At 67.1% G+C, this 14,966-nt stretch carries 13 protein-coding genes; 9 read left to right on the forward strand and 4 right to left on the reverse strand.

From position 1 onward, the window contains the following. Positions 1-33: 33 nt before the first annotated feature. Entirely contained in the window at positions 34-1,203 is a 1,170-nt protein-coding gene (locus ACZ1I5_RS23760) for an acetyl-CoA C-acetyltransferase (RefSeq protein ID WP_465171687.1), read from the reverse strand. Between the two features lie 106 nt (positions 1,204-1,309). Here ACZ1I5_RS23760 and ACZ1I5_RS23765 point away from each other — a divergent pair, with 106 nt between their 5' ends. Next, the gene (locus tag ACZ1I5_RS23765; protein ID WP_465171688.1) at positions 1,310-1,975 is read left to right on the forward strand and encodes a nitroreductase; all 666 of its coding nucleotides are present in this window, start codon (positions 1,310-1,312) and stop codon (positions 1,973-1,975) included. Between the two features lie 266 nt (positions 1,976-2,241). Further along, positions 2,242-3,444, forward strand: coding sequence for an MFS transporter (locus ACZ1I5_RS23770; protein WP_465171689.1), 1,203 nt, complete (start codon positions 2,242-2,244; stop codon positions 3,442-3,444). A 101-nt stretch (positions 3,445-3,545) separates the two neighbouring features. Here the strand turns inward: ACZ1I5_RS23770 and ACZ1I5_RS23775 are convergent, their stop codons facing one another. After that, positions 3,546-5,015: a DEAD/DEAH box helicase gene (locus ACZ1I5_RS23775; protein WP_465171690.1), complete on the reverse strand. Its 1,470-nt coding sequence runs from the start codon at positions 5,013-5,015 to the stop codon at positions 3,546-3,548. Between the two features lie 284 nt (positions 5,016-5,299). On the opposite strand from ACZ1I5_RS23775, the gene ACZ1I5_RS23780 reads away from it, so the two are divergent. Both ACZ1I5_RS23780 and ACZ1I5_RS23785 read left to right on the forward strand, forming a co-directional pair. Continuing rightward, positions 5,300-6,493 (forward strand): GAF domain-containing sensor histidine kinase, encoded by a 1,194-nt coding sequence (locus tag ACZ1I5_RS23780; protein ID WP_465171691.1) that lies wholly within the window; start codon positions 5,300-5,302, stop codon positions 6,491-6,493. 67 nt (positions 6,494-6,560) lie between these two features. Then, the gene (locus ACZ1I5_RS23785) at positions 6,561-6,911 is read left to right on the forward strand and encodes a response regulator (protein ID WP_465171692.1); all 351 of its coding nucleotides are present in this window, start codon (positions 6,561-6,563) and stop codon (positions 6,909-6,911) included. Positions 6,912-6,915: 4 nt separating this feature from the next. On the opposite strand, the gene ACZ1I5_RS23790 is transcribed toward ACZ1I5_RS23785, so the two are convergent. After that, on the reverse strand, positions 6,916-8,070 hold the full coding sequence (locus tag ACZ1I5_RS23790) for an acyl-CoA dehydrogenase family protein (RefSeq protein ID WP_465171693.1): 1,155 nt from the start codon (positions 8,068-8,070) through the stop codon (positions 6,916-6,918). Between the two features lie 117 nt (positions 8,071-8,187). Between ACZ1I5_RS23790 and ACZ1I5_RS23795 the strand changes: the two genes are divergently transcribed. The 4 genes from ACZ1I5_RS23795 to ACZ1I5_RS23810 all read left to right on the forward strand — a co-directional run bounded on the left by ACZ1I5_RS23795 (position 8,188) and on the right by ACZ1I5_RS23810 (position 13,832). Then, positions 8,188-9,189, forward strand: coding sequence for a fumarylacetoacetate hydrolase family protein (locus ACZ1I5_RS23795; RefSeq protein WP_465171694.1), 1,002 nt, complete (start codon positions 8,188-8,190; stop codon positions 9,187-9,189). Positions 9,190-9,298: 109 nt separating this feature from the next. Next, on the forward strand, positions 9,299-10,690 hold the full coding sequence (locus ACZ1I5_RS23800) for a DUF4139 domain-containing protein (RefSeq protein ID WP_465171695.1): 1,392 nt from the start codon (positions 9,299-9,301) through the stop codon (positions 10,688-10,690). Between the two features lie 23 nt (positions 10,691-10,713). Further along, the gene (locus ACZ1I5_RS23805) at positions 10,714-12,261 is read left to right on the forward strand and encodes a DUF4139 domain-containing protein (RefSeq protein ID WP_465171696.1); all 1,548 of its coding nucleotides are present in this window, start codon (positions 10,714-10,716) and stop codon (positions 12,259-12,261) included. 2 nt (positions 12,262-12,263) lie between these two features. Further along, positions 12,264-13,832 carry a DUF4139 domain-containing protein gene (locus tag ACZ1I5_RS23810; RefSeq protein ID WP_465171697.1) on the forward strand — a complete coding sequence of 523 codons (1,569 nt, stop codon included), beginning with the start codon at positions 12,264-12,266 and terminating at the stop codon, positions 13,830-13,832. On the opposite strand, the gene ACZ1I5_RS23815 is transcribed toward ACZ1I5_RS23810, so the two are convergent. Continuing rightward, positions 13,829-14,143 (reverse strand): hypothetical protein, encoded by a 315-nt coding sequence (locus ACZ1I5_RS23815; RefSeq protein ID WP_465171698.1) that lies wholly within the window; start codon positions 14,141-14,143, stop codon positions 13,829-13,831. The two genes, ACZ1I5_RS23810 and ACZ1I5_RS23815, sit on opposite strands and share 4 nt — an antisense overlap. 84 nt (positions 14,144-14,227) lie before the next feature. Between ACZ1I5_RS23815 and ACZ1I5_RS23820 the strand changes: the two genes are divergently transcribed. After that, entirely contained in the window at positions 14,228-14,656 is a 429-nt protein-coding gene (locus ACZ1I5_RS23820; RefSeq protein ID WP_465171699.1) for a CBS domain-containing protein, read from the forward strand. Positions 14,657-14,966 lie beyond the last annotated feature (310 nt).

The following is a 14,966-nucleotide window of genomic DNA, read 5'->3' on the forward strand; positions in this document are numbered from 1 at the left end:
CTGGGTCCCCGCCTTCGCGGGGACACAAATATGTCAAACCCGCTCGACGATGGTGACGTTGGCGATGCCCCCGCCCTCGCACATCGTCTGCAATCCGTAACGAAGCCCGCGCGTGTGCAGCGCGTGTACCAGGGTGGCCATCAGCTTGGTGCCCGAGGCGCCGAGCGGATGGCCGAGCGCGATCGCGCCGCCATTGACGTTCAGCCGCTCGGGATCGCCACCGACATGCTTCAGCCAGGCGAGCGGCACCGGCGCGAACGCTTCGTTAACCTCGTAGAGGTCGATATCCTCGATCTTCATGCCCGCGCGCTTCAGCGCCTTGTCGGTCGCGAACAGCGGCTCCTCCAGCATGATGACGGGATCGCCACCGGTGACGGTGAGGTTGTGGATGCGCGCCAGCGGGGTCAGGCCATGCTCCTTCAGCGCGCGTTCGCTCACCACCAGCACCGCACTCGCGCCGTCGCAGATCTGGCTGGCATTGGCGGCGGAGATCACCCCGCCGTCCTGCAACAGCTTGACCGAGTGGATGCCCTCGAAGGTAGCGTCGAAACGGATGCCTTCGTCGACCAGATGGCAGGCCTCGCCTTCGGGGGTGACGATCTCGAGTCCGACGATCTCGTCCCTGAAATCACCCCGCTCGGTCGCGGCGGCAGCGCGGCGATGGCTCTCCAGCGCATAACGGTCGAGCTGGTCGCGATCGAAGCCATATTTGTCGGCGATCATCTGCGCACCGAGGAACTGGCTGAACTGAACGCCGGGATAGCGCGCTTCCTGGCGCGGCGACTTGGATTTGCCGAGGCCGGCCTGCGCGAACAACATGCCGGTGGAACCCATCGGGACTCGCGTCATGCTCTCGACGCCGGAGGCGATCACCACGTCCTGCGTGCCGGAGAGCACTGCCTGCGCCGCGAACTGGATCGCCTGTTGCGAGCTGCCGCATTGCCGGTCGATCGACACGGCGGGCACGCTCTCGGGCAGTTTCGACGCGAGCACCGCGCCGCGCCCGACCTGGAAGCCCTGTTCGCCGCCCTGGCTGACACAGCCCATGATGACATCCTCGATCGCGGCAGGATCGATCCCGGAGCGGTCGACGATCGCGTCGAGCACCGCGCCGCCCATATCCGCCGGGTGCCATCCGGCGAGCTTGCCGCCACGCTTGCCGCCCGCGGTGCGCACCGCTTCCACGATATAGGCCTCAGCCATGCTCGACTCTCCATAAAGTTCCTATTTGCAACCCATACTTGCCCAATCCCGGCGGGTGGGCAAGGGTGACAAGCCATACCCGATCGTCGAAACATGGAGCTGCGCGATGAATGTGACGGAAGCCGTAGCGGCACGCCGCTCTGTACGCGGATTTCTGGAAAAGCCGGTCGACGGCGCAATCCTGAAAGAGATCGTGACGAAGGCAGCGCGGGCGGCAACCGGCGGCAATCTCCAGCCCTGGCATATCGATCTGGTGAGCGGCGAGTCGCTGGCCAGCCTCAAGGCGTTGATGATGGCGAAGCTGATCGCGGGCGAGACCGAGGAGCATGCCTATGCGATCTATCCGCCGCACCTGACCGCGCCCTATCGCGACCGGCGCTTCGCGGTGGGGGAGGCGATGTATGCCGAGATCGGCATCCCGCGCGAGGACAAGGCGGCGCGGCGGATGTGGTTCGCACGCAACTTCCAGTTCTTCGGTGCTCCGGCCGCCCTGTTCTGCACCGTCGACCGCCAGATGGGTCCGCCGCAATGGGCCGATCTCGGCATGTATCTGCAGAATGTGATGCTGCTGGCGGTGGAGGCGGGTCTCGCGACCTGCGCGCAGGAATGCTGGGCGGTCTATCCCGAGACGATCACCGGCTTCCTCGGCACGCCGGCGGAGCGGATGCTCTTTTGCGGCATGGCGATCGGCCATGAGGATGAGAAGGAACCGGCGAACCGGTTGCGCACCGCGCGGGCGCCGGAAGAGGAATGGCTGGCGGTACACACCTGATCCTCCCTCTATTCCTCCCCGCACAGCGGGGAGGGGGACCGCGCTTGCGCGGTGGAGGGGCTTGGAGCGCGGCGTGCGTGCCCGGAACTCTCCATCGCAATTCGCAAAGCCGGCGCAAAGGGTTCGCATCTTGCGCTCCAAGCCCCTCTACCACTTCCTGGTCCCTCTCCCCGTTCCGGGGAGGAATTGAGGCGATTGCGCCCAATGCCTGCCGTAGTCCCAACTCTGCAATTGACGCTGCACTGCAGCATCGCCACCTGTGGCCGATGCTTGATCCGACCGCGCCGGCGCTGCTCGCCGAACCCGCCGCCCCGGCCCACCGTGTCGGCCTGACGCATCTCGCGCTCGCGGTCGGCGGCTTCGCGATCGGCACGACCGAATTCGCGACGATGAGTCTCGTTCCCGATTTCGCGCGCGATCTGCACATCGACGCGCCGACCGCCGGCCATGTCATCAGCGCCTATGCTCTGGGCGTGGTGGTGGGGGCGCCGACCATCGCGGTGCTCGCCGCGCGCATGTCGCGCCGTACCCTGCTGATCCTGCTGATGAGCTTCTACGCGGTCGCCAACGTCCTGACCGCGCTGTCGCCGAGCTATACGATGATGATGGGGCTGCGCTTCCTCAGCGGCCTGCCGCACGGCGCCTATTTCGGGATCGCGACCCTGGTCGCGGCGTCGCTGGTACCGCCGGGCAAGCGCACCCAGGCGGTGGCGCGCGTGCTGCTCGGGCTGACGGTGGCGACGATCGCCGGGGTGCCACTGGCCAATTTCCTCGGCCAGACGATCGGCTGGCGCTGGAGCTTCGCCATTGTCGGCGCGCTGGCGCTGCTGACCGCGGCGCTTGTCGCGATCTACGCCCCGCGCGATCTGCCCGACCGGACGCGTAGCCCGCTCGCCGAGCTGGATGCGCTGAAGCGTGGACAGGTGTGGCTGACGCTCGGGATCGGCGCGATCGGATTCGGCGGGCTGTTCGCGGTCTATACCTATCTCGCTTCGACCCTGACCGAGGTCACCGGCGTGTCGCCGCTGATGGTGCCGGTCGCGCTGATGGTGTTCGGTGTGGGCATGACGGCGGGCAATCTGGTGATCCCGCGCTTCGCCGACCGCGCCCTGATGCCGACCGCGGCGGCGCTGCTGGTGTGGAGTCTCGTGGCGCTGGCGCTCTATCCGCTCGCGGCGCAGAATTTCTGGACGATGCTGATCGACGTCTGCGCGATCGGATGCGGCGGCGCGCTGGGCACGGTGCTGCAGACCCGGCTGATGGACGTGTCGGGCGACGCGCAGGCGCTGGCGGCGGCGCTGAACCATTCCGCGTTCAACGTGGCGAATGCCTTGGGTCCGTGGCTCGGCGGGCTGGCGATCGCGGCGGGGTTCGGCTGGACGTCGACCGGCTGGGTCGGCTGCGCGCTCGCGCTGGGCGGGCTGGCGATCCTGGCGCTGTCGGTAAGCCTGGAGCGGCGCAGCTCTTAGTTCCTCCCCGAGCTTGCTCGGGGAGGGGGACCACCCGCTTCTTCAGCGGGTGGGGGAGGGGCTTGGAGCGCGGAACATCTGTCCCGCCGTCGCTATATCCTTCAGCCCGCCGCGGGCGAACGGCGACCGCCGCCCGAATGGTTGCGGCCCTGGCCGCCGGGGCGACCGCCGCCACCGGGACGGCCCTGGCCGCCCGGACGGCCGCCGCCATTGGGGCGACCTGCATTGTAGGGACGACCACCCTCGGGGCGAGCGCCCTGGGGACGGCCGGCACCTTCGGGACGCGCGCCCTGCGGGCGAGCCTGGCCCTCGGGGCGGGCGCCGGTCGGGCGCGCAGCGTGAGTCGCGCGCGGCGGCGCACGGTGGCGGCCCGAATCGTCGCGGCGACGATCGTCGTCCGATCCGGCCGGGCGCTGTGCCTTGATCTTCGCCGCCTCGGCAGTGAAGCCCTCGGGGAGCGGCATCGGGGTCGGCTTCACGCGCGTGAGCTTCTCGATGTCGCGCAGATAGGCGCGCTCGTCATCCGCCACGAAGCTGATTGCGACGCCCGATGCGCCGGCACGCGCGGTGCGGCCGATGCGGTGGACATATTGCTCGGGTACGTTGGGCAGCTCGAAGTTGAAGACATGGCTCACGCCCGACACGTCGATGCCGCGCGCGGCGATATCGGTCGCGATCAGCACCTTGACCTTGCCCGACTTGAACTCGCCCAGCGCGCGTTCGCGCTGCGGCTGGCTCTTGTTGCCGTGAATCGCGTTGGCGGCGATGCCGGCATGGCCGAGCAGCTTCACGACGCGGTCGGCGCCGTGCTTGGTGCGGGTGAACACGAGGCAGCGCTCGATCTCCGGGTTGCGGAGATGGATGGTGAGCAGCGCCTGCTTTTCCGACTGGTTGACGAGCGTCGCGTATTGCTCGACGCGCTCCGCAGTGGTCGACACCGGCGCGACCTTCACGGTCGCCGGGTCCTTCAGGAACTGGTCGGCCAGCTCGCGGATCGCGTTGGGCATGGTCGCCGAGAAGAACAGAGTCTGGCGATCGCGCGGCACCATCTTCACGATCTTGCGGAGCGCGTGGATGAAGCCGAGGTCGAGCATCTGGTCGGCCTCGTCGAGGACGAGGATCTCCAGCGTGGCCAGGCTGACGAAGCGCTGCTCGATCAGATCGAGCAGGCGGCCCGGGGTGGCGACGAGGATATCGATGCCGCGCGCCATGTCCTGGCGGTTCTTGTTGATGCTGGTGCCGCCGAACACGGTCGCGACCGACATCTTGGAGAACTTGCCGTAATCGCGGGCGCTGTCGGCGATCTGGCTGGCCAGCTCGCGCGTCGGCGCCAGGACGAGCATGCGGCAATGCGTCGGCAGCACGTTCTTGGGCGCGTTGACGAGGCGCTGGATCGAGGGAAGGACGAACGCGGCGGTCTTGCCGGTGCCGGTCTGCGCGATGCCGAGCAGGTCGCGGCCGTCGAGCAGGGTCGGGATCGACTGCTTCTGAATCGGGGTGGGAGTGGTGTAGCCCTTGGCTTCGAGCGCGCGGACGAGCGGCTCGGCAAGGCCGAGATGTGCGAAAGACATGAGAATTATAGTCCAATATTAGCCGGGCTCGCGAGTCCGGCGGACGCACGAGTGGCGGGGGAGAATGACACCCCGCGTGAAAAGGGAAGCCCGTTAAAAACGACCGAGGCGGAGCTTGGACCCTAAGATCCGATCACGCTGCATGACGCCTCGATGGGCGGCATATGCATGTTGCGGTGCAAAAAGTCAAGATCGGTGGCGAAAACGACGGTGCCGCGAACCGCTTGATCCGGATCATCATGGTGCGGGGTGACGCGGCGCCTGATCGCGCCTAGGCTGGCGCGGTGCAGACGGGGGACCTTGCTCAGCCGACGGCGTTCGAGCTCGATATCGCGGCGATCGAGCGGATCGAGGCCGTTCCGACGATCCTCGACGTCGTGTGCCGCACCACCGGCATGGGCTTCGCCGCGGTCGCGCGTGTCACCGAGGATCGCTGGATCGCCTGCAGCGTGCGCGACGACATCGCCTTCGGGCTGACGCCGGGCGGCGAGCTGAAGGTCGAGACGACGATCTGCAACGAAATCCGCGACAGCCGCGAGCCGGTGGTGATCGATCACGTCGCCGAGCATCCCGAATTCCGCCATCACCACACCCCGGCGACCTACGGCTTCCAGAGCTATATCTCGATGCCGATCCTGCTGCCCGACGGCCGCTTCTTCGGCACGCTGTGCGCGATCGACCCGCGCCCCGCGCGGCTCAACAATCCCGAGACGATCGGCATGTTCCGCATGTTCGCCGACATGATCGCCTTCCATCTCGACGCCCAGGCCCAGATCGAGCGGAGCGCGGCGATCCTGCTCGACGAGCGCAAGACCGCCGAGTTGCGCGAGCAGTTCATCGCGGTGCTTGGCCATGACCTGCGCAATCCGCTCGCCTCGATCGACGCGGGCACGCGGCTTCTCGCGCGCGACCCGTCGCCCGAAAAGGCAGCAATGGTGCTGGCGCTGATGCAGAGCAGCGTGGTGCGCATGGCCGGGCTGATCGACAATGTGCTCGATCTGGCGCGCGGGCGGCTCGGCGGCGGACTCACGCTTCAGCGCGCACCGGTGCAACTCGAACCCGTGCTGCGCCAGGTGATCGATGAGCTGGGCTCCAGCCATCCGGACCAGCAGGTCGAAGCAGTGATCGAGCTCGATGCCGAGGTCGATTGCGACCGGGGCAGGATCGCGCAGCTCCTGTCCAACCTGCTCGGCAACGCGCTGACTCATGGCGCCGCCGATCGGCCCGTATTGGTGCGCGCCGTGATGCGCGGCGCCGCCTTCGAGCTGTCGGTCAGCAATGCCGGCGAGGAAATCCCGCCCGCCGCGATCGAACGCCTGTTCCAGCCCTTCGCGCGCGGTGCGGTGCGGCCTGACCAGGCAGGTCTCGGTCTCGGCCTTTATATCGCGTCGGAAATCGCCCGGGCGCATGGCGGATCGCTCCGTGTCGCGTCGTCGCCGATGCAGACCTGTTTCACCTTCCTGATGCCGCTCGCCTGAAAATACCGCTCCCGGCCCGTACCCGTTTGTCGATGTGGTACGTTACCATGGGTCTGGGAGACCGCCCGTGTGCCATGTGCTGATCATCGAGGACGAAGCGCTGATCGCGCTCGATCTTCAGGAGATGCTGGAGCTGGCGGGGGCGACCACCTTTTCCTTTGCCGAAACCGAGCGCGAGGCACTCGATGCCGCCCGCGCGCATCGGCCCGATGTGATCATGTCGGACGTGATGCTGCGCGAGGGCACCGGGCCGCATGCGGTGGAGCTGATCCAGGACGAGATGGGACCGCTCCCGGTGATCTTCATCACCGCCACGCCCGAAGCCTGCACGACCTGCGGCCCACCGGCGATCGTGCTGGGCAAGCCGATGGTCGATGCCAGGGTGCGCGAGGCATTCCGGGCGGTCGCGCCGCGCTGACGCCTCAGAGCGATCGCCCGATCAGCTCCTTCATGATCTCGTTCGTCCCCCCATAGATCCGGCTGACCCGCGCGCCCCGCCAGGCCCGCGCGATCGGATATTCGTTCATGTATCCGGCGCCGCCATGGAGCTGGAGGCATTTGTCCATCACCTCCCATTGCAGCTCGCTATGCCATAGCTTGGCCGCAGCGCCCTCGGTCGGGGTCAGCTCGCCGGTGAGGTGCCGCTTGATCGCCCAGTCGAGATGCGCCCAGCCGACCTGCAGCTTCGCCTTCAGATCGGCGAGGACGAAACGCGTGTTCTGGAAATCGAACACCACGCCGGCGAAGGCCTTGCGCTCCTTGGTGAAGGCGACCGTCTCGTCGAACGCCTTTTGCGCCGACGCCTGTACGCCGACCGCGATCGACAGCCGTTCCTGCGGCAACTGGCTCATCAGATAGATGAAGCCCTTGCCTTCTTCGCCCAGGCAATTGGTCATCGGCACGCGCACATCCTCGAAAAACAGCTCCGAGGTATCGGCCGCGTCCTGGCCGATCTTGTCGAGGTTGCGTCCACGCTTGAAGCCTTCCCGGTCGCTTTCCACCAGGATGATCGACATGCCCTTGTACGCCGGCTTGGCGTCGGGATCGGTCTTGGCGACGACCAGGATCAGGTCGGCATTCTGCCCGTTGGTGATATAGGTCTTGGATCCGTTGACGACATAATGATTGCCGTCCTTCTTTGCGCTGGTGCGGATGCCCTGCAGGTCGGATCCAGTGCCCGGCTCGGTCATCGCGATCGCGGTGATCGTCTCGCCCGAGACGAGGCGCGGCAGCCACTGCTTCTTCTGCTCCTCGGAGCCATACTGGACGATATAGTCGCAGACGATATCGGACTGGAGCGAGAAGCCGAGCGGCGTCCCGGCATAGCTGATCTCCTCGTCGATGATCGCGTTATAGCCGAAATCCAGGCCCAGCCCGCCATAGGCCTCGGGCACCGTGGGGCAGAGCATCCCGATCGCGCCGGCCTTGGTCCAGATCGACTTGTCGACGATTCCCGCCTCTTCCCACGCGGCGACATGGGGAACGGCTTCCTTTTGCAGGAAGCTGCGCACGCTTTGGCGGAACGCTTCGTGATCCTCGGTATAGGCAAAGCGGCCTTGCACGGTGTCGAGGGACATTCTTCTCTCCTGGTCTGTTTCGGGAGAGGTTGCGGGCAGTTTACGCGAACGTCAAGCTCGCTGGCGCTCGACAGCCCGAGCGATCGGACTATGCTCGGCGCAAACACAGGAGAGTGCATGAAACTGGCCAGCCTAAAGCATGGACGCGACGGCAAGCTTGTCGTCGTTTCGAACGATCTGGCCTGGTATGCCGATGCGGGGCACATCGCCCCCACGCTGCAGGCGGCGCTGGACGACTGGGACCGGCTGCTGCCCGATCTCAGGAACCTCGCGACCGATCTCGAGCATGAGATGATCCCGATGCGCCGCTTCCACGAACATGGCGCGGCGGCGCCCTTGCCACGCGCCTATCAATGGGCGGACGGCTCGGCCTATGTGAATCATGTCGCGCTGGTCCGGCAGGCGCGCGGCGCCGAGATGCCCGAGAGCTTCTGGCACGATCCGCTGATGTATCAGGGCGGCTCGGACGGTTTTCTCGGGCCGCGCGACCCGATCCCGCTGGCGGACGAAAGCTGGGGTTGCGACATGGAAGCCGAAGTGGTGGTCGTCACCGGCGACGTGCCGCTCGGCGCGAGCCGCGAGCAGGCGCTCGAGGCGGTGCTGCTGGTCGGCCTGACCAACGACGTGTCGCTGCGCAACCTGATTCCCGGTGAGCTGGCCAAGGGCTTCGGCTTCTTCCAGTCGAAACCGGCCAGCGCCTTCTCGCCGGTGTTCGTCACGCCCGAGTCGCTTGGCGAATGGTGGAAGGACGGGAAGCTCCACCGTCGGCTGATGGTCGATCTCAACGGCAAGGCATTCGGCCGGGCCGAAGCCGCGGAGGACATGACCTTCGATTTCGGCACGCTGATCGCGCATGCGGCGAAGACGCGGGCGCTGGGGGCGGGGACGATCATCGGTTCGGGCACCGTCTCCAATCGCGATTCGGGCGGCGGCCCGGGCAAGCCGGTCGCCGGTGGCGGCGTGGGGTATAGCTGCATCGCCGAGGTGCGCATGGTCGAGACGATCACGGGCGGCGCCGCGGCGACGCCATTCCTGAAAAAGGGCGACACCGTCCGCATCTGGGTGGAGGACGACAAGCACCACCCGATCTTCGGGGTGATCGAACAGACGGTGGAATAATATCCTCCCAGCAGCATCCGCCGCTGAGGGCGTTCGAGACCATGGATCCGCGGTTGACGCCGGGCAGCGCCCGGCTAAGATGATATTTCATAACACTGGGAGGACGGGGATGCGGTTCTGGACCTTGCTGGCGCTGACGGCGCTGCCCTCGGCGGCTGCGGCGCAAACGACACCGACCTTGCCGACGGGCCCCAGCGCCCAGGGCGACCTGTCGGTCACCATCTATCAGAACGGCCAGTCGCTGGTGCAGGACGTGCGCCAGCTCGATCTGCCCGCCGGCCGGACCCGCCAGGAATTCCCCGATGTCTCGGCGCAGATCCGGTCGGAAACGGTCACGCTCGGCGGGCCGGGCATCGGCATCGTCGAGCAGAATTTCGATTTCGACCTGCTCTCGCCCGACAAGCTGATGGAAAAGGCGGTCGGATCGGTCGTTACCATCGTCCGTACCAATCCCGCGACCGGCGCCGAGACGCGCGAGCAGGCGAAAGTGCTGGCGGCGAATGGAGGAATCGTCCTGCAGATCGGCAACCGCATCGAGGTGCTGCGTGACGACGGGCTGCCGGTGCGCGTGGTGTTCGACAAGGTGCCGGAGAATCTGCGCGCCCGGCCGACTCTGTCGGTCACCCTCCAGGTCGCGCGCGCCGGGCGGATCCCCGCCACGCTATCCTACCTGACGCCCGGGCTCGGCTGGACCAGCGATTATGTCATGCTGTTCGACGAGCCCAAGGGGGCGATCGACGTGCAGGGCTGGGTCACGCTGACGAACAGCACCGGCACGACCTACAGCAATGCTGATGTGCTGCTCGTCGCCGGCAACCCCAATCGCAACCCCGGCAGCTTCGAGCGGCTCGGGGGCGGCGCGATCGACCAGGCCGGCACTGAGACGGGCACGCGCGAGCGGCTCGGCGACTATTATCTCTACCCGCTGAGCGATCGCACCACGATCGCCAATGCCCAGCAGAAGCAGGTCAGCTTCCTCGACGTGAAGGGCGCGCCGGCGCGCAAGGCCTATGAATGGATCAATGGCTGGCTCGGCACCACGGCCGACCCGCGCAGCGCCTCGACCGTGCTGAAATTCTCGACCTCGAAGAGCGGCGGGCTCGGCGATCAGCTCCCGGCCGGCACGATCCGCGTCTATATGCGCGATGCGCGCGGCGACCCGCAGTTCATCGGCGAGAACCGCATCCCGGCGACACCGATGGGATCGCAGATGTCGATCCGCACCGGCGACGCGTTCGACGTGAAGGGTGCGGCGGTGATCGTCGAGCGCAAGCGCCTGTCGTCGAGCCGCTGGCGCACGACGATGCGCTACGACTTCACCAATGCCCGGCCCGAACCGGTAACGGTCGATCTGGCGCAGGACGGGCTGTGGGGTGACGTGCGCGTGACCGATCAGACCATCACCGGCGAACGCATCTCCGCCGACCGGATGGAATGGAAGGTGCCGGTGCCGGCCAATGGCAAGGCGTCGCTGAACGTGGTGTTCGACACGCGGTACTGACGGTGCGGCGTCTCGCCTTCCCGATGGCGCTTCTCGCTGCCTTGCCCGCGGCGGGGCAGTCGATCGTGCAATCCGACCGGATCGATGCGGTGTCGGTGACGCTTTACCGCGAGCCGGGCCGGGGCGAAGGGGCGATCCGGCCCGGCTGGCCCGGCGGCTATGCCCTGGTTACCGAGACGCGCACGATCCGCGTGCCCGCCGGCCGTTCGATCATCCGGTTCGAGGGCGTGGCGGAAGGCATGCTCCCCGAAAGCGCGATCGTCACCGGCCTGCCGCGGCCGGTGAACGAGAAGAATCGCGATGCCCGGCTGCTGTCGCCGGCCGCCTTGGTCGACGCCTATCTCAAGCGCCGGGTGATGATCACCCGCACCAGCCGCGCGACGGGCAAGGCCAGGACCGAGGAAGCGATCATCCAGTCGGGCCCGCGCGGCGGCGTGCTGCTGACCACCGAGGCGGGCGTCGAGGCGCTCTCCTGTTCCGGCCTGCCCGAATCGCTGCGCTATCGCGGCGTGCCCGACGATCTGTCCGCCAAGCCGACTTTGTCGATCGTCACCGACACGGCCAGGGCAACGACCGCGACGGTGCAGCTTTCCTATCTGTCCCAGGGCTTCGACTGGTCGGCCAACTACGTCGCGCGTGTCGCCGATGACGGGAAGACGCTCGATCTGTTCGCCTGGCTTACCGTCGCGAACGGCGGCAGCCAGGGTTTTGCCCGCGCCAAGACCCAGGCGGTCGCCGGCGGCCTTCACCGAGAGGCGGCGGCGCAATTGCCTCAGGGCCTCCCGCCCAGGCTGACCCTGCAATGCTGGCCGATGGACATCACCAGCACGTATCCGGCCTGGGAAATCGACCGGCCACCGCCACCGGAGATGGTGATGGAGGAAGAAGCAAGGGACGGCGTCCTCATGGAGGTGATGTCCATGCCCTTGCCCATGATGATGGTACCCGCGCCACCGCCCCCCGCGCCGCCGCCCATGATGGCGCAGCAGGAGGATCTGGGCGACCTCAAGCTTTATCGCATCCCCGAACCCGTCACCGTCGCCGCGCTCAGCCGCAAGCAGGTCGCGATGATCGATCGCAAGGGCGTGAGCTTCGAGCGTATCTATACCGGCACTTTCAACGGCTCGTTCTATGGGCTGGCCTTCGCCATGCCGAGCCAGCCCGCCGGGCTGACCCTGCGCACCGAGAATCTCGAGGCGAATGGCCTCGGCCTGCCGCTGCCGGCGGGCAGCGTGGCGGTGTTCGAGAAGGGCGGCGGCGCTTCGCTGCTCGTCGGGGAAAGCAACCTGAAGGATCGCGCGGTCGGCGAGGAGGTCGAGCTGGGCGGGGGCGCAAGCCCGGACGTCCGCTATGTCACGACCAGCCTGCCGCGGACGAAGGACACGGCGCCTTTCACCGTGCGTGTCACCAACGCGCGGTCGACGCCCGAGACGTTCGAGCTCCCCCTGCCGCTCAAGATCAGATCGGCCAGCGACACGATGATCGAGCGCAAGGGTGGCAAGGTGTGGCGCGTCGTCGTGCCCGCCAATGGCGCCGTAGAGCTGAACGTGACGTTCGACCTCAAATCCTGACCATGCGCGGCGTGGCCATCCTGTTCGCGCCGGTCGCCCTGCTCGCCGCTGGTTCGGCCGGGGCCCAGGCCATCATCGCCTCGGACCATGTCGATTCAGTGTCGGTTACGCTCTATCGCGGCGAGCGCGCGGCGCAGAATGGCTGGCCCGGCGGCTATGCGTTGATCGCCGAGACACGCACGATCCGCGTGCCCGCCGGCCGGTCGGTGATCCGGTTCGAGGACGTGTCGGAGGGCATGCTGCCCGAAAGCGCGATCGTCACCGGCCTGCCGCGCGGCGTGAAAGAGAAGAATCGCGATGCCCGGCTCCTCTCGCCCGCGGCACTGGTCGACGCCTATCTCAAGCGCCGTGTCACGCTCCGCCGTACCAATCGCCGCACCGGCCTGACGACGACGGGCGAGGCGATCATCCAGTCGGGCCCCGGCGGCGGGGTGCTGCTCACTACGCCGGAAGGCGTCGAGGCTCTGTCCTGCTCGGGGCTCCCCGAAGCGCTCTCCTATTCGGGGGTGCCGGCCGATCTCTCCGCGAAACCGACTCTGTCGGTCGTCACCGACAGCGCGGTGGCGGCGACGGCGACGGTGCAGCTTTCCTATCTGTCCCAGGGCTTCGACTGGTCGGCCAATTATGTCGCGCGGCTGAGTGGGGACGGGAAGACGCTCGACCTGTTCGCCTGGATGACCATCGCCAATGGCGGGAGCCAGGGCTTTGCCGACGCCCATACCCAGGCCGTCGCCGGCGCGCCGAACAGGGAAGCCAATGCGGCGCTGCCCAAGGGGCCACCACCCGAGCTGCGCCTGCAATGCTGGCCGATGGACATCACCAGTACCCATGCGCGCTGGAATATCGATCGGCCTGCTCCGCCTGAGCCGCCATCGGAAGTCGCGGCTGAATCCTATGAGGATATCGTCGTGACGGCCCAGCGACGACGCCAGGGCCTATACGAGGTGCCGATGGCGATCAGTGTGGTGATGAAGGCGAAGCTGGAGGAACTGGGCGACCTGAAGCTCTACCGTATTCCCGAACGCGTCACCGTCGCCGCGAAGAGCAGCAAGCAGGTCGCGATGATCGATCAGCCGAACATACGGTTCGAACGGATCCATAAAGGCGCGTTCGAGGAATTCGATTACGACAAGGACGACGAGCCCGAGAGCGCACCGGCCGAGGTCGTGCTGCGCACCGAGAATCGCGCGACGAACGGGCTTGGCCTGCCCTTGCCGGCAGGCGGCGTCGCCCTGTTCGAGCCAGTGGACGGCGCCCCGATCCTGGTCGCCGAAAGCAGGCTTGCCGACCGCGCGGTCGGCGACGAGGTCGAGATCGGCGCCGGGCAGAGCCCCGATCTGCGTTACACGGTCGTCGCGCGCCCGGGATCGGAACGGCGCAAACCCTATAGGGTCCGCGTCACCAATGCGCGCGCCACGCCGGAGCTTTTCGAGCTGGAGATTCCCTATAAGGTCGGCTCATCCAGCGAGAAGCTGATCGAGCGCAAGGGGGTGAAGACCTGGCGCGTCATCGTCCCGGCGAATGGCGAGGCGAAGCTGGACTTCGCGCTGAAACTGGAGCCGGAAAGCTAGGGCCGGTCGTGCCGCGGACCGGCGGGGCCTTCGGGATCCCGCGCATCGACCGATTCGTCATGGCCGGTGCCCGAGCTGAGGAACACCAGCCCCATCAGCGCCGATGCCATCAGCACCGATCCGCCGATGCCGCCGATCGCCGCGGCGACCGCGACCCAGGACAGCGGCCCATAGAGTTGCTGCAGCCCGAATGCCGCGACCAGCCCGCATGCAAGCGAGAACAGGCTCATCCAGCCGAGCATCCGGCGATAGCGGCGCCAGGCAAATGCCGCCTGTTCGGGGTCATCAAGTCCTGAGGCGTGTTCGCTCATGCTTCCCATATGGCCGCAAACGTGGAATCCTCAAGCGCCTCAGAGACTCGGGAGCAACCGGGTCGTGCATGGGGAGTATGGATGATGACGATAGCAGCGATCCTGGCCGGCAAGGGACGCGACGTGATCTCGATCACCGCGCATCAAAGCCTGGGCGAGGCGGTGACGCTGCTCGCCGACCGGCGAATCGGCGCGGTACCGGTGATGGACGGTCAGCAAGTGGTCGGCATCTTTTCGGAACGCGATGTGATCCACGCGCTGAGCAGCCATGGCGCAGGCGCGCTCGATCGCAAGGTGGGCGATGTGATGACCTCGCCCGCGATCACGGTCAGCCCGTCCGAGGCGGCAATCGGGGCGCTCTCGCTGATGACCCGGCGGCGCATCCGCCATCTCCCGGTGGTCGAGGGCGGCCGGGTGATCGGGGTCGTCTCGATCGGCGACCTCGTCAAATACCGCATCGACCGGATCGAGGCCGATGCCGAGGCGATGCGGAGCTATATCCAGTCGGCCTGAAATTGGCGGCGTTGCGGGAACGGGCCGGCGCCGTGTCTCTGAAACGACTCCGGGCGATTCCCGCCGGGTGCCGTGAATCGGCCCTCCCGACCTGCTTCGGGCGCGACTCAGCGGGGCGATTCGAGCGGTTGGCGGGCGATTCGATCGGAGCAGGCACCGGTTCCCGGGCTCATGCGCCGCCGCAAACCCGCGGAAATCCGTGGTTTTCGCTGGCCGTTGTAAGAAAATTGCAAAAAGCCGTTGACGGTCCGGGACCCCCCACCTAAATGAGCTCCACCGCAGCGACGGACCACACGGTTCGCCTTTACGG

This window comes from Sphingomonas sp. BL-S-30, from assembly GCF_055521475.1.